Here is a 22888-nt window from a genome sequence, read left to right on the forward strand (position 1 = left end):
CGACAATCGTTACCAACGTCCGCCGGGTCACGCGCGGTGGCGCGGGCTCCTCGGTCGCAGCAGGTCGGGCGTTGCCAGCGCGTCCCGCAGCTTGGAACTGTTGCCGATCATGATCCCGAAGAGCGTGCCGAGCGCGTCCTTGCTCAGCCCCTCCGCAGGGAACTCGTAGCGCAGCGTCATGTCCATCTTGCCGTCGTTGCGCGAGATCACCGGGGTGCCGCCGAAGGGCAGCTCCGAGGCGCGCTCGATCGCCGAGAGCGCCAGCTCGGTGTCCTCGGGCAGGTTCACCGCGACGACGCACATCAGGCTGAGCACCACGAGGCCCTCGGCGAGCTGGGCCGCCTGGACCATCCACGGGATGCCGGAGTGCTCGAAGAACAGCACGCCCTCGTCGTCGACGCGCACCTCGTGGTAGGCCTCAAGAGCGCCGCGCGCGTGGCCCAGCAGCGCCGCCGTGTTCGCCGCCTCGGTCACTGCGCGCTCACCTTGTTCGGCACGGCGCCGCCGTAGCGGCGGTCCCGCTTGGCGTAGAGCTCGCAGGCGTGCCACAGGTCGCGGCGGTCCATGTCCGGGAACAGCTTGTCCAGGAACACCAGCTCGGCGTACGCGGACTGCCACAGCAGGAAGTTCGAGGTCCGCTGCTCGCCGGAGGTGCGCAGGAACAGGTCGACGTCGGGCATGTCCGGCTCGTCGAGGTAGCGCGCCAGCAGCTTCTCGGTGATCTTCTCCGGGTTGAGCTCCCCGGCGGCCACCCTGCGGCCGATCTCCCGCGCCGCGTCCGCGATCTCCGCGCGCCCGCCGTAGTTGACGCACATGGTGAGCGTCAACACGTCGTTGTCCTTGGTCTGCTCCTCGGCGGCCTCAAGCTCCTTGATGACGCTGCGCCACAGCTTCGGCCGCCGCCCCGCCCAGCGGACGCGGACGCCGATGGAGTCCATGTAGTCCACCTGGCGGTGGATGGTGTCGCGGTTGAAGCCCATCAGGAACCGGACCTCGTCCGGGCTGCGCTTCCAGTTCTCCGTGGAGAAGGCGTAGGCCGACAGCCACTTCACCCCGGCGTTCACCGCGCCGTTGACGAGCTCGATCAGCACGGCCTCGCCGCGCTTGTGGCCCTCGATCCTGGGCAGCCCGCGCTCCTTGGCCCAGCGGCCGTTGCCGTCCATCACCAACGCGATGTGCTTGGGCACGAAGTCGGCGAGCACGGTCGGGAAGGTCGCGCCGGAGGGGTGCGCCTCGGGAGCCTGGATATCGGTCCGCGTGCGGCCGGAACGCCGTCGCAGCATGGGTTCGCCTTCTTTCCCCGCGAGTTCAGCCATCGATCCTACGCAGTCCCCGAGCTCGGGATAGCGTGGCCTCTCGTGATCTCACCGGCCGTTCGGCTCACCGTGTGCCGGGACTGCTGTTGCGGCAACGCGACCAAGCACCCCGATGTCGACCACGACGCCCAGCTCCTCCGGCTGCGCGAGATAGCGGATGCGACCGGGGCCGCCGTCACCGTCTCCGACTGCCTCGACGTGTGCGAGCACGCGAACGTCGTCGTGGTGCACCGCAGGGGCGGACGGCCCGAGTGGTTCGGCTTCGTGAAGGGCGACGGAGTGCTCGACGACCTGCACGAGTGGATCAAGGGCGGCGGGCCCGTTCCGGACACCCTTGAGCTGCACCGGATCTCCCCGCCCGTGCGGTCCTGAGAGCGGCTGCGAGAATGATGGGCGTGACCAGCCCCCAAGACGCACACCGGTCCGGGTTCGCCTGCTTCGTCGGCCGCCCCAACGCGGGCAAGTCGACCCTGACCAACGCGCTGGTCGGTTCCAAGGTCGCGATCACCTCGGACAAGCCGCAGACCACCCGGCACACCATCCGGGGCATCGTGCACCGCGAGGACGCGCAGCTGATCCTCGTCGACACGCCCGGCCTGCACCGTCCGCGCACGCTGCTCGGCCAGCGGCTCAACGACCTGGTGATGGAGACCTGGTCGGAGGTCGACGTGATCGGCCTGTGCATCCCGGCCGACCAGAAGGTCGGCCCCGGCGACAAGTTCATCGCGAGCGAACTCGCCAAGATCACCAAGAAGACCCCGGTGATCGGCATCGTCACCAAGACCGACCTGGTGCACCCGAAGCAGGTCGTCGAGCAGTTGCTCGCGTTGCAGCAGGTGATGGAGTTCGCCGAGCTGATCCCGGTCTCGGCGGTGGACGGCTACCAGGTCGGGCTGCTGTCGGACCTGCTGGTCAAGCAGCTGCCGCGCGGCCCGCAGCTCTACCCGGCGGGCGAGCTGACCGACGAGCCGGAGCAGACGCTGATCGCGGAGCTGATCCGCGAGGCCGCGCTCGACGGCGTCCGCGACGAGCTGCCGCACTCCATCGCGGTCACCGTCGAGGAGATGCTGCCGCGCGAGGGCCGCGACGACATGCTGGAGATCCACGCCGCGCTGCACGTGGAGCGGCAGAGCCAGAAGGCCATCGTGATCGGTCGTGGTGGCGAGCGGTTGAAGCAGGTCGGCATGGTCTCCCGCAAGCAGATCGAGAAGCTGCTCGGCACCAAGGTCTACCTGGACCTGCGGGTGCGGGTGGCCAAGGACTGGCAGCGCGACCCCAAGCAGCTGCGCCGCCTCGGGTTCTAGACTCCGGTGGTGAGTCTCTACCGCGACACGGGCGTTGTGCTGCGGGTGCAGAAGCTCGGTGAGGCCGACCGCATCATCACGCTGCTGTCCCGCCAGCACGGCAAGGTGCGCGCCGCCGCGAAGGGCGTGCGCCGCACCAGCTCCCGCTTCGGCGCGCGGCTCGAGCCGTTCTGCCACGTGGACGTGCAGTTCTACACGGGGCGGACGCTCGACGTCGTCACGCAGGTGGAGACGGTGGACGCCTTCGGCTCCGGGATCGTCGGCGACTACCCGCGCTACACCGCCGCGTGCGCGGTGCTGGAGACCGCGGACCGGCTCTCCGCCGAGGAGGGCGAGCCCGCGCTGAAGCTCTACCTGCTCGTGGTCGGCGCGTTGCGCGCGCTGTCCGGCAGGGAGCGCGATCCGGCGCTCGTGCTCGACGCCTTCCTGTTGCGCGCCATGTCCTTCGCCGGGTGGGCGCCCGCGCTGACCGAGTGCGCGCGCTGCGGCACGCCCGGCCCGCACCACTCCTTCAGCGTGCCCGTCGGCGGCGCGGTCTGCGGCGGCTGCCGTCCCGCGGGCGCGGCCAAGCCGACGGCGGACACCTTCCGCATGCTCGACGCGCTCCAGCACGGCAACTGGCCGGTCGCGGAGGGCATGCCCAACACCACCCGCAGGGAGAGCAGCGGCCTGATCGCCGCGCACCTCCAGTGGCACCTGGAACGACAGCTGAGGTCGCTGCCGCTGGTGGAGCGCAACCGGGTCGCCGAGGTGCAGTGATGGCCATTCGTCCTTATCGCCCAAGCGATTTCGACGCCGTGCACCTCATCTGCAAGGCCACCGCCGACGCCGGGGTGCCGATGACCGGCCTGCCCGACCCGGACATCGTCGGCCACTGCTTCGCCGGTCCCTACGTCACCTTCGAGCCCGAACTGGCGTCCGTCCACGAGGACGAGCAGGGCGTGGCGGGCTACGTGATCGCGGCGCTGGACTCGACGGCCTTCGAGGCCCGCTGGCGCGCGGAGTGGTCGCCGAGGTTCATCGAGAGCCACCCGCCACCCTCGGTCTCCGCCGAGCCCGAGGCCGACGCGTGGCTGCGGGAGCTCCTGCACAACCCGTCGTCCCCGGCGGCCGTGGAGTTCCCCGACCACCCCTCGCACCTGCACATCGACCTGCTGGCGCGGGCGAGGGGAGCCGGGGTCGGCCGCCGCCTGCTGGACGCGCTCTTCGATTCCTTGCGCGCCAAGGGTTCCCCGGGCGTGCACCTGCTCGTCGGCCAGACCAACACGGCAGCCATCTCCTTCTACCGCGCGGTCGGCTTCACCGAGCTGACCACATCGGTCCCCGGCCTGGCCGCCTTCGGCATGCGCCTGGACTAGAGCCTGCGGATGTCCAGCGTGGTCTCGACGACCTTGCCGTCAGCGTCGCGTTCGACCAGGTAGGCGCCGGAGTTCTTGCGCTCCGCCAAGGCTTCCACGAGTTCGGTGCCGTGGTAGAGCAGGCCCGCGCCGTCGTCGGTGCAGTAGGTCCGGCCCAGCTCGCCGGACGCCACGCCCGCGTGCACGAGGGGACGCCGCCGAGCTTCGGAGTCGTAGTGCACGCCGTTGTCGAAGGGCAGCAAACCCAGGCCGTTGTCGATCAGCCGCAGCTCCGGGCCGAAGGAGTCGGTCGGACCGCCCTTGTGCCAGCAGATCGAGCCCGCCGACACCCCGGCCAGCACGACGCCGCTCTGCCACGCCTCGCGCAGCACCTCGTCGACGCCGTGCAGCCGCCACAGCGCGAGCAGGTTGGCCACCGACCCGCCCTGCACCCACACCGCGTCGCACTCCAGAACGAAGCCGCGCAGGTCGTCGGTCGGCGGCATGGGGAACAGGTTGAGGTGCCTGACCTGGTAGCCCGCGAGGTCGGCGGCCTCGGCGAAGTCGGCGTTCCACGAGCGCTGGTCGCCGATGGCCGTGGCGACGTGGCAGATCCGCGGCGCGCGACCGCTCACTCCGGCCAGCTCGACGGCGTGGTGCACCAGTGGCGCGAACTCGATGCGGGTGCGGTCTCCCGCGCGGTAGCCACCCGAGGTGGCGAGGATCGTCGGCTGCTCAGCGGGCATGCGCAGATCCTGCCACCCGGACCCGGCCGATGCGGAGCGTGATCCTCTGCAACCATGGGGGTCGTGACGGAACCGGCCACGAGGAAGCGCCCCAGCCGTGCGCGCTGGGTGCGGCGAGCCCTGTTCGGCGCCGTCCTGGTCGCGGGGCTCGTCGTCGGCGGGACCGCCGCGCGGGTCTGGCAGGTGGCGCGCTCAGACGATCAACGACCCGCGGACGTTGTCGTGGTGCTCGGCGCGGCCCAGTACAACGGCAAGCCCTCCGAGGTGCTCGAAGCCCGGCTCGTGCACGCGCAACGCCTCTACGCGCGCGGAGTCGCGAAGACGATCGTCACGGTCGGTGGCGCGCGCGAGGGGGACGCGTACAGCGAGGCCGAGGCGGGCAAACGATGGCTGCTCGGCACCACCACCCGCACGGGCGATGCGAAGGAGCCGCTGCCGTCGGACCGCGTGGTGGCGCTGACCACCGGATCGGACACGCTGGGCAGCATCCGCGCGGTCGCCGAGGAGGCGAAGCTCCAGGGCTGGAACAGCGCGGTGATCGTGAGCGACCCGTGGCACTCGCTGCGCTCGCGGACCATGGCGCAGGACTTCGGCCTGACCGCGTGGTCGTCGCCGACGCGCAGGGGCCCGATCGTGCAGACCAGGGAAACGCAGATCAACTACATCGTCCGCGAGACCGGCGCGCTGCTCTACTACCGCCTCACCCACGCGCCCGCCAACGATCACACCGTCGTCGGCTGAACGCGCGCCCAGCCGAGGTTCCGCAGTCTTCAAGACCCGCAAACCCCACCGCCAGCGGTCGCAAACCGCGTCATTCCCGCGCGGAATGACGTCGTTGACGACCGCTCGGCCCGGGGTTGCGCGTACTTGAAGACCGGCGAACCCCGGAGGGCCCCGCGCGCCCTACGCTTGCCCGCGTGACGAGCGCCGACTACACCCACGAGGACGCCGAGCGGCTGTACGACGAGCCTCCCAAGCTCGCCGCCGGGCTGTGGAGCGGCGCCGAGGACCGCAGCGACTTCGCCAGGGACCGCGCGCGCGTGCTGCACTCCGCAGCGCTGCGCCGCCTCGCGGCCAAGACGCAGGTCGTGGGCCCGGGGGAGGGCGACGTCCCGCGCACGCGGCTGACCCACTCCCTCGAAGTCGCGCAGATCGGCCGGGGCATCGGTGCCGCACTGGGCTGCGATCCCGACATCGTCGACACCGCCGGGCTCGCGCACGACATCGGCCACCCGCCGTTCGGCCACAACGGCGAGCGCGCGCTCAACGAGCTTTCCCAGTCGTGCGGTGGTTTCGAGGGCAACGCGCAGACGCTGCGCATCTTGACGCGGCTCGAACCGAAGGTCCTCGGGCCGGACGGTCGCGGCTACGGCCTCAACCTCACGCGCGCCTGCCTGGACGCGGCCACCAAGTACCCGTGGGCGCGCAAGGAAGGCAGGGTGAAGTTCGGCGCCTACGCCGACGACATGCACGTGCTCGACTGGGTCCGCAAGGGCGCCCCGAGCGAGCGCAAGTGCCTTGAAGCGCAGGTCATGGACTGGTCGGATGATGTCGCCTACTCGGTGCACGACGTCGAGGACGGCGTCCTGTCCGGCCGTATCTCGTTGCGCGCGCTCACGCACCCCGACGAGGTCACCGCGCTGGCGGAGCTGGCCGCGCACAACTTCTCCGACGAGCCCGTCGCGGACCTCGAAGCCGCGGCGACGCATCTGCTCCAGCTCGACGCTGTGCGCGCGTTGGCGGAGCACGAGTACGACGGCTCGCTCTCCGCACAGGTCGCCTTGAAGCAGCTCACGAGCGAACTGGTCGGACGGTTCGCGTCGGCCGCCGTTGTCGAGACGCGGCGCGTGCACGGAGACGGTCCGCTGCGCCGCTACGACGCCGATCTGGAGATCCCGCACCAGGTCGCGGCCGAAGTGGCGCTGCTGAAGTCCGTCGCCCTGCGCTACGTCATGAGCGACCCCGAGCGCCTGGATCTCCAACTCCGCCAACGGCACATGCTCACCGAACTGCTCGCTGTCCTCGGAGACCTGGCGCCGCGCGCGCTCGACCCGGCGTTCCGCCCCGCGTGGGAAGCGGCGACGTCCGACGCCGAACACCTCCGCGTGCTCATCGACCAGGTCTCGCTGCTCACGGACACCCAAGCGATCGCGTGGCACAAGCAGCTCATCCCCAGGAACTGAGCTGTCACACCTCGAACGGCGGTCTCGTCCACTGAGCGAACCGCCGATCGAGGAGGGCGCAATGCCACGCATTCCCGTTGTCCCGTACGCCAAGGCCAGCAGGCTCACCCGGTTCTTCTACCGCTTCGCCAAGCGCAAGTTCGGCGCGGTGCCCGAGCCCATGTCGGTCCTCGCGCACCACCCCGGCGCGCTGATGTCGTGGACGGTCATGGAAGGCAGCTTGGAGAAGGCGCTCCGCACGCTGCCGGGGAGCTTGCGCGACTTGGCGGTCTACCGCGTCGCCACGCTCGTCGGCTGCTCGTGGTGCGTCGACTTCGGCACCATGAAGCAACGTCTCGACGGCCTCGACATCGAGCGTCTGCGCGAGATCGACGACTACGCCGCTTCGGACCGCTTTACAGAGACCGAAAAGCGCGCGTTGGCGTACGCGGACGCGATGACCGCTCAACCGCCCACGGTCACCGACGAGCAGGTCGCGCAGCTCGATGCCGAACTCGGCCACAAGGGGCTCGCCGAACTGACGTTCGTGATCGGCGTCGAGAACCTCCGCGCGCGGTGCTTCCACGCTCTCGGCATCGTCGACCAGGGCTTCACCTCGGGCGACGCGTGCCAAGTACCGCTGCCTTAGCGCCTCAGAACTCGACCGTGGTCAGCTTGTCGGGGTTGACCACGTCGTACATCGCGGCGATCTTGCCGTCGCGCACCACGAACGCGGTGACCCTGCGGTCGACCGCCTTGCGCTCCTCGGAGCCCTCCGTGCCCGTGAACAGCATGCCGAGGTCGCCGTTGATCAGCACGAAGCGCATGCCCGCCGCGTCCGCCATGACCCCGTACATGCGCATGAGGCCCACGGTGAAGCGCGCGATCTTGTCCGCGCCGACCATCCGCTGAGCCGCCGTGCGCGCCTTGCCGTCGCTGTCGCCGATGAGCACCGCCTCCGGGTGCAGCACCTGAGCGATCGCGGCGGGGTCCCCGGTGGCCATCGCGGCGAGGAAGCTCTCCAGCACGCGGCGCTGCTCCGCGAGGTCGGCGCGGGGCGGCGCGTCCGCGTCCGCGACGGCCTTGCGCCCCCGCGAAGCGTGCTGGCGCGCCGCGGCGACCGAACAGCCCAGCATCTCCGCGATCTCCGCGAACGGCACGCTGAACGCGTCGTGCAGCACGAACGCCACGCGCTGCTCCGGCGACAGCTCGTGCAGCACGACGAGCGCGGCCATGCGCACGCCGTCATCCCGCACTACGAGATCCAACGGGTTCGCCTGCTCCGGCACGCCAACGGGGCGCACGACGGGCTCCGGCAGCCACTGCCCGACATAGCGCTCACGCCGCGCCGCCGCCGACTTCAAACGGTCGAGGCAGAGCCTGCCGACCACGGTCGTCAACCAGCCGCGCAGGTCACGGATGTCCCCGGCGTCCGTACTGGCCAGCCGGAACCACGCCTCCTGGACCGCGTCCTCGGAGTCCGCGAGCGAGCCGGTGATCCGGTACGCGACACCGAGCAGGTGAGCCCTGTGCTCGGTGAACCGTTCGGCAAGCACGTCGTCCGTGGAGGTCACAGGCACGATTCTGGCCCATGCCCACTGCCCGCGACGCGAGCGGCCTAGACTCGGTCACCGTGGCGGGCAGGATTCGGGAAAGCGACATCGCACAGGTACGGGATCGCAACCGGATCGACGACGTCATCGGCGAGTACGTGGCGCTGCGGCGCACCGGTGGCGCGGTCAAGGGACTGTGCCCGTTCCACGACGAGAAGACACCGTCGTTCAACGTGCGGCCCAGCCACGGCACGTTCCACTGCTTCGGCTGCGGCGTCGGCGGCGACGTCATCAGCTTCATCCAGCAGTACGAGCACCTGAGCTTCACCGAGTCCGTCGAACGCCTCGCCGCGCGCGTCGGCATCCAGATCGTCTACACCGGCGGTGGCACCGGCAGCGTGCAGCGCGACCGCGGCACGAACTCGCGGATGCTGGAGGCGCACAAGATCGCGCACCAGTTCTACGTGGAGCTGCTCTCCACCCCCGAGGCGCAGGCCGCGCGGGACTTCCTCAGCGAGCGCGGCTTCGACGCCGACGCCGCCGCGAACTTCGGCTGCGGCTACGCGCCCTCGGGCTGGGACAAGCTCACCAAGCACCTCCTCGGGCGCGGCTTCGAGCTGACCGAGCTGTACAAGGCCGGGCTGTCCAAGGAAGGCCGCCAGGGGCCGATCGACCGCTTCCACAAGCGGCTGCTGTGGCCGCTCAAGGAGCTGGCGGGCGACGTCGTCGGCTTCGGCGCGCGGCGCATCCACGACGACGACCCGATCCAGGCCAAGTACGTCAACACGGCCGAGTCGCCGATCTTCAAGAAGTCCAAGGTGCTCTTCGGCATCGACCTCGCCAAGCGCGAGATCGCCCGCCGCCACCAGGCCGTCGTCGTCGAGGGCTACACCGACGTGATGGCCATGCACATCTCCGGCGTGCCCACCGCCGTCGCCTCGTGCGGCACCGCCTTCGGCTCCGACCACATCTCGGTGCTGCGCAGGCTGATGCTCGACGACGCCGAGTTCCGCGGCGAGGTGATCTTCACCTTCGACGGCGACGAGGCGGGCCAGAAGGCCGCGATGAAGGCCTTCGAGGACGACCAGAAGTTCGCGTCCAAGACCTACATCGCGATCGCCCCCGAGGGCATGGACCCCTGCGAGCTGCGGCAGAGCAAGGGCGACACCGCCGTGCGCGACCTCGTCGCCCGGCGGCAGCCGCTGTTCGAGTTCGCCATCCGCCGCATGCTCGCCGACCACGACCTGGACCGGGCCGAGGGGCGCGTGGAGGCGCTGCGCCGCACCTCCCCGCTCATCGCCCAGATCAAGGACTCCGCGCTGCGGGATGAGTACGCCCGTCAGCTCTCCGGCTGGCTCGGCTGGGACGACACCGCCGAAGTGCTCCGCCGCGTGCGCATCGCCGCTGGTCAGAGCCCGGACGCGCGCGCGGGGCGGCAGCGCAAGCCGCAGCCGGTCGACCCCGACCAGGGCGCGCTCCCCGTCGAGGTGCCCAGCGGTCCGGCTCGCCCCGACCCCCGCGACCCGGGACTGCGGTTGCAGCGCGAGGCGATCAAGGCCGCGCTGCAGATCCCCGCGCTGGCCGGTCCGGTCTACGACTCGCTCTCCGACGAGGCGTTCACCCACCCCGCGTACCTCGCGCTGCACCAGGCGGTCCTGGCCGCCGGGGGCACGGCGTGCGGGCTCGCGGGCGCCGCGCTCAGCGGCTCGGTGGCCGAGCACTGCCCGGAGACGCTGCGGTCGATGGTGACGGAGCTGTGCGTCGAGCCGCTCCAGCTGCCGCCCAAGTCCGACGACGACAGCCGCTACGTCAACGGCGTCCTGTCCGCGTTGCAGGCGAGCCTCGTCGGCAGGCAGATCGCCGAGATCAAGTCCCGGCTCCAGCGGATCTCCCCGGTGACCGACCGCGAGGAGTACCACGCGCTGTTCGGGGATCTGGTAGCCCTTGAGGAGTACCACAAGGGACTGCGCACCCAGGGGATGGCATCGCGGTGAGTGGATGGTGGCGGCGGACGGTCGAGCGGCTGACCGGTGGGGCCAAGCTGCCCGCCGGGTTCACCGAGAGCCTGGAAGCCGAGGAGAACGTCGTCGCCATCGCCGATGTGCGTGGCGGCGGGCACCTCGTGGCGTCCTCGCACGGCCTGTGGCTGCCCGAGGGGTCAGGTGCTCACCGGCGCGTCGGCTGGCACCTGATCAGCAAGGCCGGGTGGGCCAACGGCTCGCTCACCGTCACCGAGGCCGAGGAGACCGGGACCGCCGGTGAGGCCGTGCTGCTGGCCGACCGCGCTCCTCGGCGCTACGTGCTCAGCGAGTCCGGCAAGCTGCCCGAGGCCGTGCACAAGCGGGTCACCGGGTCGATCAAGTCCACCCACCGCAGGGACCTCCCCGGTGGCGGCGCGTGGTTCGTCCAGCGCAAGATCCCCGGCCGCGACGGCTTCGTGCTCCAGGTGCGCGCCGACCCCGGCACCGACATGGCCCTCGTCGAGCCCATCGCCGTCGAGGTCGCCGAGAAGCTCCGCCAGGCGCGCGCCGCCGAGAACTGACCCCCGTCGGGGCCCTTCCCCCGGCCACCACTCTCCCTATACAGTACGTACGTACGGTTTTTATGGAGGTGTGCATGTGGGATCCCGCCCAGTACCTGGCGTTCGCCGACCACCGCGCTCGACCGTTCCACGAGCTGGTGGCCAGGATCGGCGCTTTTGAGCCGAGAGCGGTCGTCGACCTCGGGTGCGGTCCCGGCAACCTGACGACCGTCCTCGCCGAGCGCTGGCCGCGCGCCCGCCTGGAGGCCCTGGACTCCTCCGCCGAGATGGTCGAGGAGGCCCGCCGCCGAGGCGTCCCCGCCGAGGTCATGGACGTCGCCAGGTGGAGCCCCAAGCCCGACACCGATGTCGTCGTGTGCAACGCCGTGCTCCAGTGGGTGCCCGGCCACGCCGAGCTCGTGCGCGGCTGGCTCGCGGCGCTGCCCTCCGGCGCGTGGTTCGCATGGCAGGTGCCCGGCAACTTCGACGCGCCGTCCCACGTCATCTTGCGCGAACTCGCCACCACCCCTCGGTGGAACGAGTCCCTCGGCTCCGCTCTGCGCGACGAGCAGCCCGTCCACACCGCGCACGAGTACGCGTGCCTGCTCGCCGACGCCGGCTGGCACGCCGACGTCTGGGAAACCACCTACCAGCAACGCCTTTCCGGCGCTGACCCCGTGCTCGACTGGGTCGTCGGCACCGCGCTCCGCCCCGTCCGCGCCGCACTCTCCGACAGCGACTGGGCCGCGTTCCTGGCCGAGCTGGCGCCCCGCCTGCGCTCCGCGTACCCGCAGAGCGCCGACGGCAGCACGTGGTTCCCGTTCCGCCGCGTCTTCGCCGTCGGCCAGAAACCCGCCTAGGGCTTCGCCAGCACCGGCTCACGCTTCTCGAAGGGTGCCGTGTGGTTGTTCTTGCCGTGCCCCGTCTTCTCCGAGACCTTCGCGCGCAGGAACCCCGCGGCACCCTGCACCGCCGGGTGGTCCAGCAGCCGGTGGTACGTCCGGTTGATCTGCTCGTACCTCTCCCGCCCCGCCCGCGTCCCCAGCACGTACCCCACCGCCGCGCCCAGTACCAACGCCTTCATCATCACTACCTCCCATGACCTGCGTAAACGCGTCCACGGAGCGGGTACCCGGGGGTGGTGAAAACCAGTCGTCAGGATGCGCTAGAGTTACTTCCTGTCAGGCCGAGGCCGGACAACAACAGAACACGATCCTCCGTAGCTCAATTGGCAGAGCATGCGACTGTTAATCGCAGGGTTACTGGTTCGAGTCCAGTCGGAGGAGCTCCCACCCCAGGTCAGCGACCTGGGGTGTTGTCGTTTCAGGGGGTCGTCCCCGCCCTTCCCGTGGTGAGCGGGCTGCTCGGCCGCGTGCTGTCCCGTGAGGCCGCACCAGCGGCGACCGCTGTGAGGGAGCGGCTAAGCGACCCCGCGGCAGCCAAGTGGATGGACTCCGAAGGGAGCGGGCTGGGCCGAACGAGGACGGTCCCTCAGATTGCCGAGAGACTTGCGTGGCCGGGGTGGTCGACTTCCGTTCCTGCGGGCTGGTCGACGTATTGGCAGAATCGACCAGCCCACAGCCTCGCCTGCGGATAGCGTGAAAGCCTGCTACGAGATGCGATGTGGTGCCGTTACATCTGTGTTGGCAATCGCATGATCAGCGGGTTTCGTAGATCGCTTCTACCACCGTCCCCCAGGGGCAGCTGGCCACGGCTGCGTCGTAGGCGCCATTGTTCAGGGTCTTCCATTTGCTCGACCCGGCCGGGCTGAGGTGGGAGCAATGGGCCACAGCTCGAAATTCTCCCCCGGGCGGACCGCCTCTGCAGCCTGCCAGCGAAGATGTCTCACCGTCGAGAACGTATGCCTGACAGTTCCAGGGGCGAGAATGGGCCGGGTTGGCCGTCGCCGCACCGGCGCCCAGCACGGGGGCGATTGCGACGATCAGCGCGAATGCGCCAATCGAACGCGCACTTCTCTTTCGCATGATTTTTTGTCCTTTCGGTTTGAGGGAATCCTTGAGGACCCCTCTGGGTTCCTGAGGGCTGTGACAGTGAGACGGTATGAACGTCTGATCATTGCGTCAATGATGTTTCCTGATGGCTGAATCAATGAGCAAATTTCATTTTGGTGCCGCCGTGCTGCTGGTTTTTCGCCAAGCCGGTAGTCTTTGGCCAACCCGAGGCGTGTCGCGGGCCAAGTGCGCGTGGTCTCTGTGCGTACAGCGGTTGTGGCCAGCTGTGTCAGCACTGTGTCAGGGGCGTGTCAGGCGACCTGGTGACCATCGTCGGCATGGATGACACGCACAGGTCCACAAGCACGACGGAGCCCCGCCCACTGTCCGGAATCGCGAAGCGGCTACTGGCTGATCGGCACTCGCTGCCGCTGTCCATCGCTTTGCACCTGGTCCCCGGTGCATTGATCGTCGCGATCTATCTGCTGTTCGCCGAACGGTTCGTACTGTCCATCGGCTACCCGGTGTTCCTGGGCTGGGCGATCGCACTGAGCCTGGTTCTCGGGCCTCTGATGGCAGGCTTGTACTGGCTGGGGCGCAAGCGAAACGGCCAGTTCTCGTTGCGCGGAGTGCTGCACTACACCGACAAGCCGTTGTCGCGGGGAAAGCTCGCTGCCCTGGCCATCCCCATGTTCCTGTGGATGATGGTGCTGTCGTTCGCGCTCACGCCCCTGGACAGCTTCATCTTCGACCACTTCTTCACCTGGCTCCCCTTTGCCGACGCGGGCGGTAGCGCCACCACGTACCTCCAGGGGAACGGTCGTTCGGCCATGCTTGCCACGCTGGCGATGTGCTTGCCGCTGACCGGAATCGCACTGCCGCTCATTGAGGAGTTCTACTTCCGAGGGTTCCTCATGCCCCGCATCGCTCACTTGGGCAAAGGGGCGCCGGTGCTCAGCACGGTCTTGTTCTCGGTGTACCACTTCTGGGCGCCGTGGACGGTCATCTCGAAGCTGATCTTCTTCTTCCCGGGCCCCTGGTTCGTGTGGAAGAAGAAGGACATCCGGCTGTCGATCGGGATGCACGTCGGCTCGACCTTGATCTCCACGGTCGGCGGCATCGTCGCAATAGCACTGAACCTCGTGTGATTCCTGGTTTTCCGAACTCATCTGAACAAGACCAACGACGACCAGCCGAGCGCGGTTTCCACGACGGCGGCGACGTGGCCTTCTGCGGTGGCCGTGATGGCGCCAGCGACTCGGCGGAAGGCCACCGCGTCGTCGTGGGCTTTGACTCGGATCGAGTCTTCCACGACTGGCGTTCTACGGATGTAGACGAGCATGTCAGGGTCGCGGGGATCGCCGATCGGCACGCCGATCCACCCCGCCAACATCAATCGCTGCAACGCGAAAACATTCGGATCCACTGAAACTCCCGACGCAGTGAGGTGTGGGCGCCGACATTCAGGAATCAGTCGGTGCGGGATGTCTGATCACGCTACGGTGCGTCTCGGTTTCGTTTCCAGCTTCAGTCAACCTGTCGCATAAAGTCGCTTCTGATGCGCGACAGCAATTCTCGTGCGGCCTCACCGGAGACGGCGTGATCTAGCAGCGCGTCGAACATCCCGGCGTGCTGGGTGATGTCTTTGGGGTCGCGATGGGTCATCACGCCGCTGAACAACTCGACAGTGACCAGCCGGTCGTCATAAATCGTGAAGTAGTTCAACGGCCGGATCGGCAGCCAGGCGTCGCGCGGGAGGATGGCCAGCTCGACGTTCGGGTACTCGGCGACCTGGGCCAGACGATCACACTCGGCGGCCATGATGTCCGGGTTGCCGACCGGCCACCGAATCGCGTTCTCAGTGAGAAGGAACAGGAACCGTCGGTCATGATCGCTCAGTGTGTCCTGAGTGGACAGTCGAGCTGCGACGGCGCGCTCCACGTCTCTCTTGACCTTGCCGGGGATCGCGGGCGTGAGCACGGTGCGGGCGTAGTCAGGGGTTTGCAGCAGTCCTGAAGGCATGACTGGCAGGAATTGCCGCACCAGGGTCGCGGAGCGGATCAGCGCCTTGATGGCGTCCTGTGCCCGCCACAGCCCGGCTTCGGCGTAGGCCCTGAGCGAAGTGAAGTCGGTGTTCGCCACGCGGGCGAGCTGGAGCATGCGTTCGGCGACATCTGGCGGCGTGCCCAAGGCGTGCAGGATGCGTTCCACCTCGGCCACCGTGGGCACCGCTCGCCCGGTCTCGATCCTGCTGATCTTGGTTTGGGACATGGTGCAGCGAGCGGCCAGGCGTTCACCGGACAGGCCTGCCGCTCGCCGCAGCGCGCGCAGAACGGACGCGAGATCGTGCCGGTCATCAGGCAGTCGGTCAGGATCGAGCATCCCAGTCTCGAAGCGGTACAGAGGAGTTGATCGCGACCTGTTGCCAGGAGCGATACCGGTCCTGCTCAGCCTCAGCCACGAGGGTCCGGTTCAGCAAGCGTCCGTCGGGGTCGAAGTTCAACCGCAACACCGTGCACACGTCGGCAGGGCCATCGAAGATCCAAAAATCCTGTTGCGGCGCAACAACATCGGGGTGCGATTCCGGATCGAAGACGCGGACATCCTCTCCTGCCGCCATGTTTCCGGGGATGCCCCAGGCGAGCTGGTACCGCTGGTAATCGGTCAACGGATGCGACAGCACCCGGACACGCGCAATGCGCTTCCCCTCGGCGGTCCACGCGGCGATCCGGCGGTGCCAGGAGGCGTTGTGGTTCTCGGGCTTCGGCTCACCCGCGAGGAATTGGGCCAGGGTGGGTTGCTCCGTGGGAATGGTGTACGTGGGTTGGGCCTCCCACCGCCACGCGCTCCGGCACGCTTGGAACAGGTCGGTCACCGCGGCGCCATCGACTTCGATCACGAGATGTCCTTGCGGCGGTCGAGTTCGGCGACCGCATCCCGAAGGACCTGTTCCGGGAGTTCTACGACCAGTTCACCAGGACCAGGGGGCACGCCGTCCACCTCGGTCACCGGCATGCCTTGGGCAAGGACGTTGCCGGTCTCGTGAGGTAGATCGTCGGGCAGTCCGCTTCCTCGCAGCCCGCGATGCGCTCAGCTCTCATGCCGAAATGGATACCACGCACGTACGCGCTGGTGGGGTGCTAGTCACGCTCATGCATAGACCTCACTCGCACGCAGTACGGCGATTGCCGGTGGCAAGGCGTGCTGTCCAGGGCACGATCCTTCGCAGCCAGGTTGGCAGAGCTTCCGACTGTTAATCGCAGGTTTACTGGTTCGAATTCAGTCGGAGGAGCAGAAAGGCCCAGGTCAGACGACCTGGGCCTGCTTCTTGCTCAAGATCCGTCCAGCTAGTACCGAGCCAAAGGGGGTCAAGCCTGGCCCCATGGCGACGTCTTGGCAGCGCTGACCAGCCCATGGCCTTGCCTGCGGATCATGCACATGCCGGACGGCGAGTACCGCCACACCAGCATGGGTGTGCACGTGATCAACGGGTCTCGTAGATCGCCTTGATCGCTTCTCCCCAGGGACAGTAGGCGTGCCTGGACTTGTAAGAGACCCCGAGCAGGCTCGTCCATTCGCTCGCCCCGGCCGGGCTCAAATGGGAGCAATGGACCACGGCTCGAAATTCCCCTCCGGGCGGGCCGCCGCTGCAACCTGCCCGGGAACCTGACTTGTCGGTGAGAATGCTCGCGGTGCAGTTCCAGGGGCTATAGCTCGCCGGGCTCGCCGTCGCTGCTCCGGCGCTCAGTACGGGAGTGATCGCAGCGATCAGCGCGAGCGCGCTGATCGAGCCCGTGCTCCTTCTCATCCGTACGCCTGAATTTCTGACTGCGATTCGCATGCTCCTGTCCCTTTGTGTTGGGTAGATGTTGCTCGGCTGCGATGGGAAGCTATGAAGCTTTCTTTGCCCCGTCAATACTGTTGCGCAGCGGCTGAATTAGTGAGTCATCTTCAATTTTGTGCCGCTGTGCTTTCCGTGGACGGTCACGTGGACATGTGGCCGATGTTCCGGGATGTGGCGGTGCTGGGGAGTTCCACGCGCTCGTCAGCAGGTCGCCCCAAAGTGTCGATGTGCGCCGAAGTGGTGGCACGATCAGGCGTGAGCCGATAACTGTTGTGTCCCAGGGAAAACCGATGCGGGGAGTGGGGATGGCGAACCCCTACGAGGTGTGCGGCGAGTTCCACGTGCTGACGGACACGCAGGCACATCGTTGGTGCACAACGGAGTTCCGTGCGGGGCGCACGACGACGGAGCGCTGGGTGGTGTGGGACAAGGTCGCGGCCGTACCGCAGGCGAAGTGGGTGGGACCGGCTCCGATCGCACCACAGATCGCCGGAATCCTTGAAACGGCTGGAGAAACCGGCGCGCTACCGGTCTTCGTCGCCTACGCGATCCCGTTCCGCGACGCGGGCGGAGCGTCCTCCGGGGGCTTCCGGAGCGTGAAGGAGTACCAGGCGTGGGCGAAGTCCTTCGCGCGGCTGGTCGGAGCGGCGCCAGCGGTGGTGCTCCTGGAGCCGGACACGCTGATCCACATGCCGGGCCTGAACGCGGAGCAGCGCAGGAATCGCTTGTCCTGCTTGGCATTCGCGGTTCAAGCCTTCAAACAGCACGCGCCCAACACCTATGTGTACCTCGACGGCGGCGACGGTCGCTACAACTCGCCGGAGTCGCTTGCCCCGTGGCTCCTCCAAGCCGGGGTCGCTGACGCGCGCGGCTTCGCGGTCAACGTCTCGAACTACAACACCACTGGAACGTGCGAGTCCTTCGCGGTGGAGCTGCGCGACCTCCTCGGCCTGCCCGACGTCGGCTTCGTCGTCGACACCTCCCGCAACGGCAACGGCCCGCCGCCGGACTCCTACATCCGCGCCAACCCGAGCACCTGGTGGGGCAACCCGCCCGGCCGGAAACTGGGGGATCGGCCGCAGTACCTGGGCGACGCGAACGGTTTCGACGCGAAGTTGTGGGTGAAGCTGCCAGGGGAGTCGGACGGCCCCTTCGGCGTGGCGCCGCACAGCAGCTCGTCGGAGTTCCTGCCCCGCGTGGCCCACGAGCTGTACTACGGGAGGTAGTCGCGCGGTACAGGAAAATGCCCACAAACCGGTAGCGCCCCCGGAGGGGAAGTCACGGTGTGGGTGGACTAACATCGCAGCCCTCACGCGGGGCTACAACGCGTGATGGGGATTGGGCCGTTCGTGGAGATGGGCCATCAAGGGGCAGTAGCTCAGCTGGTCAGAGCAGCAGACTCATAATCTGTCAGGTCGTGGGTTCGAGCCCCACCTGCCCCACCAGCTCCGTTGACGGCTACGGACGCGGAGTCCGCAACGATCGCAATTGCTCCCAGTCTCCGGGTTCGCCACCGCCGAGCAGTTTCCCCGCTACGAGCATCTGCAGGAAGAGCGCCTCGTACGTGTCACCCTGGCGGCGATATCTGTCGGAGTTGGACTCGACCCACGCTTCCGTGATGCGCCAGCCGTCGGGCTGCTCGGAGAAAACCGCCTCGTAGACGCCGAAACCGGTCCACGAGCGGTGCAGGAACAGCCGGTCCGCCTCGACGAGCGCCAGCCAACGGTCCTCCATCTGCCCCGCGGCGAGGCCCAGCCGGATCGCCCGCATCTCCGCGCCGCTCCACACGCGAGCCGGGGGCGGCAGCGGAACCGGTCGAGTGATCGGCTGGAGCGTCGGGAGCTGGTCTCGGGTCACGGGGTCGCGGGCGGTCATGAGCGCATGCTAGCCGCGCTCAGAGCGTCCACTGTGGACTCACTGTGCGAGCCAGTTCCCCAGGCGTTGAGCGAACCACTCCGGCCGTTGCAGCGGAATGCCGTGACCGCACCCGTCCACAATCTCCAGTTCGCTCCCGGGGAGTGATTCGTGAAGCGAAAGTGCTGACTTCTTCATGAAACCGCGCTCTCCCGCACCGGCGAGGACGAGTGCCGCACCGGGAAACTGTGCCCATCCTGGTGGCTCGGTGAACCGGATGTTCTCGCCGACGGTCGTCATGAGCGTCTCTCTGGAGATGCGAGCGGAAGTGCGGAGATAGTCGTCCATCAGGGATGCCGGTATGAACAACGCCCTTGCTTGCAGTTTCGCGAACCATTGCTGCTTCGCGAGCGGCGCTGTGGCGCTGAGAAGGCTGAGCGTCAGTCCTGGTGCGCGTGTCGGTTCGGCTTGTGCGCTGACAACCGCGACTCGCTCCACGAGGTCGGGCCGATTCGCGGCCAGGAGGATCGCGAGCTGAGCTCCGAGGGAGAACCCGACGACGGTCACGGGCCGCTCAGCTTCCCGCTCGACAACAGCTGCCAGCTCGCTCACCGTCTGGTCGTGCGACACGTACCTCTCCGCAGAACTCCGGTCATGTCCGGGAAGGTCGGGGACGATGAACCGGAGCCCTGCGGGAAGAAGTTCCGTCGTCGGTTTCCACATCCAGCCAGCCACACCACCGCCGTGCAGGAGCAGCACGGCTCGCTCGTCACCTATCCCCGACGATCTGACGTGCATGCACTCCGTCCCCTGCTGCTAGTCGGCGCTGTCGCTCGATGTCTGGACACGGTAGTGGTCGGCGATCTCGTCGCTGGTGGTCAACCAGATGTCGGGCTGCGCGGCCAGGAACTCCAGCGCCTGGTCGAGGTACTTGGCGCGGAACGCCTGGCCGATCACGAACGGGTGCAGCGCGAGCGCGAGGACGCGGCCGCTGTGCTCGGAGTCGGCGAGCAGTTGCTCGTACTGGTCCTTGACGATCTGCACGAAGTCCGGCCCGGTGAAGCTCTTGCCGAACAGGAGCAGGTCGTTGAGCTCGACGGTGTACGGAACGCTGAGCATGCCGGGCACCTTCAGCGAGTACGGCTGGTCGTCGTTGGTCCAGTCGAGCACGTACTCCAGACCGAGTTCGGCGAGCAGCGCCGGGGTGTTGGCGGTCTCCGTCAGGCCTGGACCCATCCACCCGCGCGGCCGCTGACCGGTCGCGGCGGCGATGGTCCCGACGACCTCGCTGAGGAACGCGCGCTCCTCGTCGACGGACATGCCGGTGTGCAGGATCGAGTTGGTCTTGCCGTGCGCGAGCCACGCCCAGTTCCGCTCCAGCCCGGCCTCGATGATCTGCGGGTAGTGCTCGGCGACGTCGGAGTTCAGCAACACGCTCGCCCGGAACCCGTGCCGGTCAAGGCTTTGCAACGTGCGCCAGATGCCGACCCGCGTGCCGTAGTCGCGCCAGCCGTGGTTGAGCGGATCGGGCACCAGGTCGGCGGTGCCGGGCCAGATGCTGGTCGAGGGCTTTCCGGGCACGAAGTGCTCGACGTTGAGGCCGACGTAGGCAGCGACCTTGGCCCCGCCGGGCCAGGTGATCGGCGCGCGTTCGGTGATCGGGCTGTAGTCGTAGAGGTCGTTCGTCATGCGACCACGGTAAAATCTGACATCAGTGTCAGGTTCAAGTCCGAGGACGGCCGAGATGAAGATCGGTGAGCTCGCGCGGCGCACGGGGGTCAGTGAGCGGTCGCTGCGCTACTACGAGCAGCAGGGCCTGCTCGTCTCCGAGCGCACGCCGGGCGGCCAGCGCGACTACGCCGAGCGCGCGGTCGACCGGGTGATCCGCATCCAGGAGTTGTTCGCGGCCGGGCTGAACAGCAAGAAGATCGCCCGAGTGCTGCCCTGCATGCGCGATGCCGACGGTGGGCCTTCGGAGATCGCCACCGGCAAGCTGGTCACCGAACTCGCTGAGGAGCGCACGCGGATCGACCAGATGATCAACAGCTTGGTGAACTCCCGCGACGTGCTCGACGGAGTGATCGACGCGGCCGCGGAGGCCGAGCGCTAGCGCACTTCCCGCACGTGGTGCGAATGCCGAACTGTCGTTTGTCCGATCGGGTGAGGAGTCGTGCGCGGGCTAACGAATCTCGGGTCGGGGCGAAACGCGGGGTACTGATCGGGGAGAAGGTGGGGGACATGGCGGCGGAGTCCTGGCACGCGGCACGGCTCATCCCGACCTCGGGCGTCGGTGGTGCCGAGGAGCGGCAGCGGCGGTCGGCCTCCGCCCTGCTCGCCGTTCTCGCGGCGGTCCCGGAGTTCGGCGCGGCGGTCAGCGAGATGCTGGGCGCGCCGTGCGGGCGCGTCGAGTCGTTCGTGGACGTGCCTTTTCGTTTTGGTGACGCGGTTTTCGTGCCGGCCGGGCTGATCCGGGTCACTCGGGGAGCCTGTCGCTGGACCGCGTTGGTGGAGGTGAAGACCGGCGCGGACGTCATCCCCGCCGACCGGCTCGGCATGTGCCTGAGCCTCGCGCGGGAACAGGGTTTCGACGCGGTGCTCACCATCTCCAACGAAGTTCCGGCTGTCCCGGCCCCGCCTCTGTCTACAGTGGACGAAGCGCGGCGGCTCCAGGTCTCCTGGTCCCAGTTGCTGTGCAAGGCGGTCGCGGTGCGGGCGGTGGTCAACTCGGAGCGCGCGTGGATTCTCGGCGAGCTGATCGGATATCTGGAGCACCCGAACTCCGGCACGGTGACCTTCGACGACATGGGTGAGGCGTGGGAACCGGCACGCGCGGCGCTCGCGGCGGGCACGTTGCGCGCGGAGGACCACGCGGCGACTGAGGTCGCGGCCCGCTTCGACGAGCTGTTGCGCTTCGCCAGCCTCCGGCTCGGTGTGGAGGCCACTCCTGCGTTGTCCCGCAAGGAAAGCGTCGACCCGCTGCTGCGCACGCGCACCCTCGCCGAGCGGCTCGCGGAGGACGGTTCGCTGGCCGGAGCCATCCGGATTCCGGGCAGCGCCGCGCTGTTGCACGTTTCCGCCGACCTGCGCGCGGACCGGCTCGCCTGCTACGTGGACATGGACGTGCCCCGCGAGGGACGGCCGACGACCAGGGTGAACTGGGTGGAGCGGCAGATCAGGAACGCGCCGTCGAGCGTGCGGGTCGAGCAGCAGCGGGAGTTGCGCGCGTTCCGGATCTCCCAGGATTTCGCGATGGGCACGGGGCGCGCGGGATTCGTCGGCTCGGTGCTGAGCGCGGTCACCGCGTTCTACGAGGACGTCGTGCAGAACCTCAGGACGCGTACCGCGCCGGTGCCCAGAACGCGTTCCGGAGAAGCCGTCGCGGGCGCGCTGTAGTCCGGCTCAGAACCTCGGCGGGCGCTTGTCGAGGAACGCCCGCACGCCCTCAGCGTACTCCGGGCTGGTGTAGCTCGCCTCGAACAACGCGTGCAGCTCGTCGTTCTCCACGTGCAGGCCGTCGGTGATCCCGTTGACGACCGCCTTCGCCCCGCGCACGCTCACCTGGGCGCGCGTGGCGAGGACCTCGGCCAGCTCCTTGGCCCGCGCGGCGAGCTCGGCCGCGGGGTGCACCTCGTTGACCAGTCCGATGCGCAGCGCGGTCGCCGCGTCGATCAGGTCGGCGGAGTACAGGATCTGCTTCGCCCACGCCGGGCCGACCGCTTCGACGAGCCGCTTGGTCGACATGAAGTGGTAGATGATGCCGAGCTTCGCCGGAGTGATGCCGAAACGCGCGTCCTCGGTGGCCACGCGGATGTCGCACGCCAGCGCGATCTCACAGCCCCCGCCGACGCAGAACCCGGTGATCGCCGCGATCACCGGCTTGCTCAGCGAGGCGATCGCGCGCTCGCCCGCGTGCACGACCTCGCCGTACGCGCGAGCCCCTTCCGCTCCCTTGCGCAGCGTCTCGAACTCGCTGATGTCCGCGCCCGCCGAGAAGTGGTCGCCGCCCTGGACCACCAGGACACGCACCGCGTCGTCGTGCTCGACCCGATCCATCAGGCCGGGCAGCGCCGACCACATGGCGTGGCTCATCGCGTTGCGCTTGGCGGGGCGGTCGATGGTCAGGGTCGCCACCGCGCCGTCGACGGTCAGCTGGAGGTGCTCGCTCACCCGGCCACCGTATCCGCCGAGGCGGTGTCGCCGGGTTGTGCGTTGGCACTCACCCGGCGACGCCGACGGTGCTCTACCAGCGCAGGCCGAGGCTCGCGTCCAGGGCCTGTCCTGTAAGTGGTTGAGCTGCGT

General features: G+C 68.4%; 26 protein-coding genes and 2 tRNA genes. 16 read left to right on the plus strand and 12 right to left on the minus strand.

All coding sequences use genetic code 11. The annotated features are described in order from the left end of the window. Nucleotides 1-27 precede the first annotated feature (27 nt). A complete protein-coding gene (locus tag ABD798_RS23250; RefSeq protein ID WP_344878259.1) occupies nucleotides 28-474 on the minus strand; it encodes a hypothetical protein in 447 nt (148 codons plus the stop codon). Next, on the minus strand, nucleotides 471-1283 hold the full coding sequence (locus ABD798_RS23255) for an isoprenyl transferase (RefSeq protein ID WP_344878262.1): 813 nt from the start codon (nucleotides 1281-1283) through the stop codon (nucleotides 471-473). The genes ABD798_RS23250 and ABD798_RS23255 overlap by 4 nt, the downstream gene beginning before the upstream one ends. 75 nt (nucleotides 1284-1358) lie before the next feature. Between ABD798_RS23255 and ABD798_RS23260 the strand changes: the two genes are divergently transcribed. Genes ABD798_RS23260 through ABD798_RS23275 form a run of 4 tightly spaced genes read left to right on the plus strand, consistent with a single transcriptional unit; the run spans nucleotide 1359 to nucleotide 3978 of the window. Next, complete coding sequence (locus ABD798_RS23260) at nucleotides 1359-1688, plus strand: (2Fe-2S) ferredoxin domain-containing protein (protein WP_344878265.1); 330 nt, start codon at nucleotides 1359-1361, stop codon at nucleotides 1686-1688. Nucleotides 1689-1705: 17 nt separating this feature from the next. Further along, the gene (gene era, locus ABD798_RS23265; RefSeq protein ID WP_344878268.1) at nucleotides 1706-2620 is read left to right on the plus strand and encodes a GTPase Era; all 915 of its coding nucleotides are present in this window, start codon (nucleotides 1706-1708) and stop codon (nucleotides 2618-2620) included. A gap of 9 nt (nucleotides 2621-2629) precedes the next feature. Continuing rightward, on the plus strand, nucleotides 2630-3379 hold the full coding sequence (gene recO, locus ABD798_RS23270; protein ID WP_344878271.1) for a DNA repair protein RecO: 750 nt from the start codon (nucleotides 2630-2632) through the stop codon (nucleotides 3377-3379). Continuing rightward, nucleotides 3379-3978 (plus strand): GNAT family N-acetyltransferase, encoded by a 600-nt coding sequence (locus ABD798_RS23275; protein ID WP_344878274.1) that lies wholly within the window; start codon nucleotides 3379-3381, stop codon nucleotides 3976-3978. The genes recO and ABD798_RS23275 overlap by 1 nt, the downstream gene beginning before the upstream one ends. Here the strand turns inward: ABD798_RS23275 and ABD798_RS23280 are convergent. Further along, nucleotides 3975-4703: a Type 1 glutamine amidotransferase-like domain-containing protein gene (locus tag ABD798_RS23280; protein ID WP_344878277.1), complete on the minus strand. Its 729-nt coding sequence runs from the start codon at nucleotides 4701-4703 to the stop codon at nucleotides 3975-3977. The two genes, ABD798_RS23275 and ABD798_RS23280, sit on opposite strands and share 4 nt — an antisense overlap. Before the next feature lie 63 nt (nucleotides 4704-4766). On the opposite strand from ABD798_RS23280, the gene ABD798_RS23285 reads away from it, so the two are divergent. From ABD798_RS23285 to ABD798_RS23295, 3 genes are all read left to right on the plus strand, one after another. Beyond that, entirely contained in the window at nucleotides 4767-5444 is a 678-nt protein-coding gene (locus ABD798_RS23285; RefSeq protein ID WP_344878279.1) for a YdcF family protein, read from the plus strand. A gap of 176 nt (nucleotides 5445-5620) precedes the next feature. Next, nucleotides 5621-6886 (plus strand): deoxyguanosinetriphosphate triphosphohydrolase, encoded by a 1266-nt coding sequence (locus ABD798_RS23290; RefSeq protein WP_344878282.1) that lies wholly within the window; start codon nucleotides 5621-5623, stop codon nucleotides 6884-6886. A gap of 61 nt (nucleotides 6887-6947) precedes the next feature. Continuing rightward, entirely contained in the window at nucleotides 6948-7514 is a 567-nt protein-coding gene (locus tag ABD798_RS23295; RefSeq protein ID WP_344878285.1) for a carboxymuconolactone decarboxylase family protein, read from the plus strand. Nucleotides 7515-7518: 4 nt separating this feature from the next. On the opposite strand, the gene ABD798_RS23300 is transcribed toward ABD798_RS23295, so the two are convergent. Further along, on the minus strand, nucleotides 7519-8448 hold the full coding sequence (locus tag ABD798_RS23300) for a sigma-70 family RNA polymerase sigma factor (protein WP_425549258.1): 930 nt from the start codon (nucleotides 8446-8448) through the stop codon (nucleotides 7519-7521). Nucleotides 8449-8456: 8 nt separating this feature from the next. Here ABD798_RS23300 and dnaG point away from each other — a divergent pair, with 8 nt between their 5' ends. The 3 genes from dnaG (at nucleotide 8457) to ABD798_RS23315 (ending at nucleotide 11799) form a co-directional block, all read left to right on the plus strand. Beyond that, nucleotides 8457-10412, plus strand: coding sequence for a DNA primase (gene dnaG, locus ABD798_RS23305; protein WP_344878291.1), 1956 nt, complete (start codon nucleotides 8457-8459; stop codon nucleotides 10410-10412). Continuing rightward, entirely contained in the window at nucleotides 10409-10960 is a 552-nt protein-coding gene (locus ABD798_RS23310; RefSeq protein WP_344878294.1) for a hypothetical protein, read from the plus strand. Before dnaG ends, ABD798_RS23310 begins: the two co-directional genes overlap by 4 nt. Nucleotides 10961-11034: 74 nt before the next feature. Next, a complete protein-coding gene (locus tag ABD798_RS23315; protein ID WP_344878297.1) occupies nucleotides 11035-11799 on the plus strand; it encodes a trans-aconitate 2-methyltransferase in 765 nt (254 codons plus the stop codon). On the opposite strand, the gene ABD798_RS23320 is transcribed toward ABD798_RS23315, so the two are convergent. Continuing rightward, nucleotides 11796-12023: a hypothetical protein gene (locus tag ABD798_RS23320; protein WP_344878300.1), complete on the minus strand. Its 228-nt coding sequence runs from the start codon at nucleotides 12021-12023 to the stop codon at nucleotides 11796-11798. The genes ABD798_RS23315 and ABD798_RS23320 overlap by 4 nt on opposite strands. A gap of 129 nt (nucleotides 12024-12152) precedes the next feature. Between ABD798_RS23320 and ABD798_RS23325 the strand changes: the two genes are divergently transcribed. Next, nucleotides 12153-12225: transfer RNA gene (locus tag ABD798_RS23325), tRNA-Asn, on the plus strand. 974 nt (nucleotides 12226-13199) lie between these two features. Further along, nucleotides 13200-14039 carry a CPBP family intramembrane glutamic endopeptidase gene (locus ABD798_RS23330; RefSeq protein WP_344878303.1) on the plus strand — a complete coding sequence of 280 codons (840 nt, stop codon included), beginning with the start codon at nucleotides 13200-13202 and terminating at the stop codon, nucleotides 14037-14039. Between the two features lie 17 nt (nucleotides 14040-14056). Here ABD798_RS23330 and ABD798_RS23335 read toward each other — a convergent pair whose 3' ends face one another. The 3 genes from ABD798_RS23335 to ABD798_RS23345 all read right to left on the minus strand — a co-directional run bounded on the left by ABD798_RS23335 (nucleotide 14057) and on the right by ABD798_RS23345 (nucleotide 15790). Continuing rightward, nucleotides 14057-14317 carry a hypothetical protein gene (locus ABD798_RS23335; protein ID WP_344878306.1) on the minus strand — a complete coding sequence of 87 codons (261 nt, stop codon included), beginning with the start codon at nucleotides 14315-14317 and terminating at the stop codon, nucleotides 14057-14059. Nucleotides 14318-14418: 101 nt separating this feature from the next. Next, nucleotides 14419-15273, minus strand: coding sequence for a helix-turn-helix domain-containing protein (locus tag ABD798_RS23340; RefSeq protein ID WP_344878309.1), 855 nt, complete (start codon nucleotides 15271-15273; stop codon nucleotides 14419-14421). Continuing rightward, on the minus strand, nucleotides 15260-15790 hold the full coding sequence (locus ABD798_RS23345) for a DUF6879 family protein (RefSeq protein ID WP_344878312.1): 531 nt from the start codon (nucleotides 15788-15790) through the stop codon (nucleotides 15260-15262). Before ABD798_RS23345 ends, ABD798_RS23340 begins: the two co-directional genes overlap by 14 nt. Before the next feature lie 1250 nt (nucleotides 15791-17040). On the opposite strand from ABD798_RS23345, the gene ABD798_RS23350 reads away from it, so the two are divergent. Both ABD798_RS23350 and ABD798_RS23355 read left to right on the plus strand, forming a co-directional pair. Next, nucleotides 17041-17961 (plus strand): glycoside hydrolase family 6 protein, encoded by a 921-nt coding sequence (locus ABD798_RS23350; protein WP_344878315.1) that lies wholly within the window; start codon nucleotides 17041-17043, stop codon nucleotides 17959-17961. 141 nt (nucleotides 17962-18102) lie between these two features. Continuing rightward, a tRNA-Ile gene (locus ABD798_RS23355) sits at nucleotides 18103-18180 on the plus strand. Nucleotides 18181-18193: 13 nt separating this feature from the next. Here ABD798_RS23355 and ABD798_RS23360 read toward each other — a convergent pair. The 3 genes from ABD798_RS23360 to ABD798_RS23370 are packed head-to-tail and all read right to left on the minus strand — an operon-like array spanning nucleotide 18194 to nucleotide 20278. Beyond that, nucleotides 18194-18610, minus strand: a complete 417-nt coding sequence (locus ABD798_RS23360) for a hypothetical protein (protein ID WP_344878318.1) — start codon at nucleotides 18608-18610, stop codon at nucleotides 18194-18196. Nucleotides 18611-18649: 39 nt separating this feature from the next. Beyond that, nucleotides 18650-19387, minus strand: a complete 738-nt coding sequence (locus ABD798_RS23365; RefSeq protein ID WP_344878321.1) for an alpha/beta fold hydrolase — start codon at nucleotides 19385-19387, stop codon at nucleotides 18650-18652. A gap of 18 nt (nucleotides 19388-19405) precedes the next feature. Next, nucleotides 19406-20278, minus strand: coding sequence for a polysaccharide deacetylase family protein (locus tag ABD798_RS23370; RefSeq protein WP_344878324.1), 873 nt, complete (start codon nucleotides 20276-20278; stop codon nucleotides 19406-19408). A 55-nt stretch (nucleotides 20279-20333) separates the two neighbouring features. Between ABD798_RS23370 and ABD798_RS23375 the strand changes: the two genes are divergently transcribed. Then, nucleotides 20334-20699 carry a MerR family transcriptional regulator gene (locus ABD798_RS23375; RefSeq protein WP_344878327.1) on the plus strand — a complete coding sequence of 122 codons (366 nt, stop codon included), beginning with the start codon at nucleotides 20334-20336 and terminating at the stop codon, nucleotides 20697-20699. 128 nt (nucleotides 20700-20827) lie between these two features. Beyond that, a complete protein-coding gene (locus tag ABD798_RS23380; protein WP_344878330.1) occupies nucleotides 20828-21982 on the plus strand; it encodes a hypothetical protein in 1155 nt (384 codons plus the stop codon). Between the two features lie 6 nt (nucleotides 21983-21988). On the opposite strand, the gene ABD798_RS23385 is transcribed toward ABD798_RS23380, so the two are convergent. Beyond that, on the minus strand, nucleotides 21989-22756 hold the full coding sequence (locus tag ABD798_RS23385) for an enoyl-CoA hydratase/isomerase family protein (protein WP_344878332.1): 768 nt from the start codon (nucleotides 22754-22756) through the stop codon (nucleotides 21989-21991). Nucleotides 22757-22888: the final 132 nt, after the last annotated feature.

It is taken from the genome of Allokutzneria multivorans (assembly GCF_039537405.1).
GTDB classification, from domain to species: Bacteria; Actinomycetota; Actinomycetes; order Mycobacteriales; family Pseudonocardiaceae; genus Allokutzneria; species Allokutzneria multivorans.

Bases quoted from the DNA above. Each gene is read 5' to 3' on its own strand.
- era (WP_344878268.1), top strand. From the start codon at position 1,706: ATGGGCGTGACCAGCCCCCAAGACGCACACCGGTCCGGGTTCGCCTGC.
- ABD798_RS23340 (WP_344878309.1), bottom strand. From the start codon at position 15,273: ATGCTCGATCCTGACCGACTGCCTGATGACCGGCACGATCTCGCGTCC.
- ABD798_RS23320 (WP_344878300.1), bottom strand. From the start codon at position 12,023: ATGAAGGCGTTGGTACTGGGCGCGGCGGTGGGGTACGTGCTGGGGACG.
- ABD798_RS23275 (WP_344878274.1), top strand. From the start codon at position 3,379: ATGGCCATTCGTCCTTATCGCCCAAGCGATTTCGACGCCGTGCACCTC.
- dnaG (WP_344878291.1), top strand. From the start codon at position 8,457: ATGCCCACTGCCCGCGACGCGAGCGGCCTAGACTCGGTCACCGTGGCG.
- ABD798_RS23295 (WP_344878285.1), top strand. From the start codon at position 6,948: ATGCCACGCATTCCCGTTGTCCCGTACGCCAAGGCCAGCAGGCTCACC.
- ABD798_RS23360 (WP_344878318.1), bottom strand. From the start codon at position 18,610: ATGACCGCCCGCGACCCCGTGACCCGAGACCAGCTCCCGACGCTCCAG.
- ABD798_RS23380 (WP_344878330.1), top strand. From the start codon at position 20,828: ATGGCGGCGGAGTCCTGGCACGCGGCACGGCTCATCCCGACCTCGGGC.
- ABD798_RS23280 (WP_344878277.1), bottom strand. From the start codon at position 4,703: ATGCCCGCTGAGCAGCCGACGATCCTCGCCACCTCGGGTGGCTACCGC.
- ABD798_RS23375 (WP_344878327.1), top strand. From the start codon at position 20,334: ATGAAGATCGGTGAGCTCGCGCGGCGCACGGGGGTCAGTGAGCGGTCG.
- ABD798_RS23315 (WP_344878297.1), top strand. From the start codon at position 11,035: ATGTGGGATCCCGCCCAGTACCTGGCGTTCGCCGACCACCGCGCTCGA.
- ABD798_RS23350 (WP_344878315.1), top strand. From the start codon at position 17,041: ATGGCGAACCCCTACGAGGTGTGCGGCGAGTTCCACGTGCTGACGGAC.
- ABD798_RS23365 (WP_344878321.1), bottom strand. From the start codon at position 19,387: ATGCACGTCAGATCGTCGGGGATAGGTGACGAGCGAGCCGTGCTGCTC.
- ABD798_RS23255 (WP_344878262.1), bottom strand. From the start codon at position 1,283: ATGCTGCGACGGCGTTCCGGCCGCACGCGGACCGATATCCAGGCTCCC.
- ABD798_RS23370 (WP_344878324.1), bottom strand. From the start codon at position 20,278: ATGACGAACGACCTCTACGACTACAGCCCGATCACCGAACGCGCGCCG.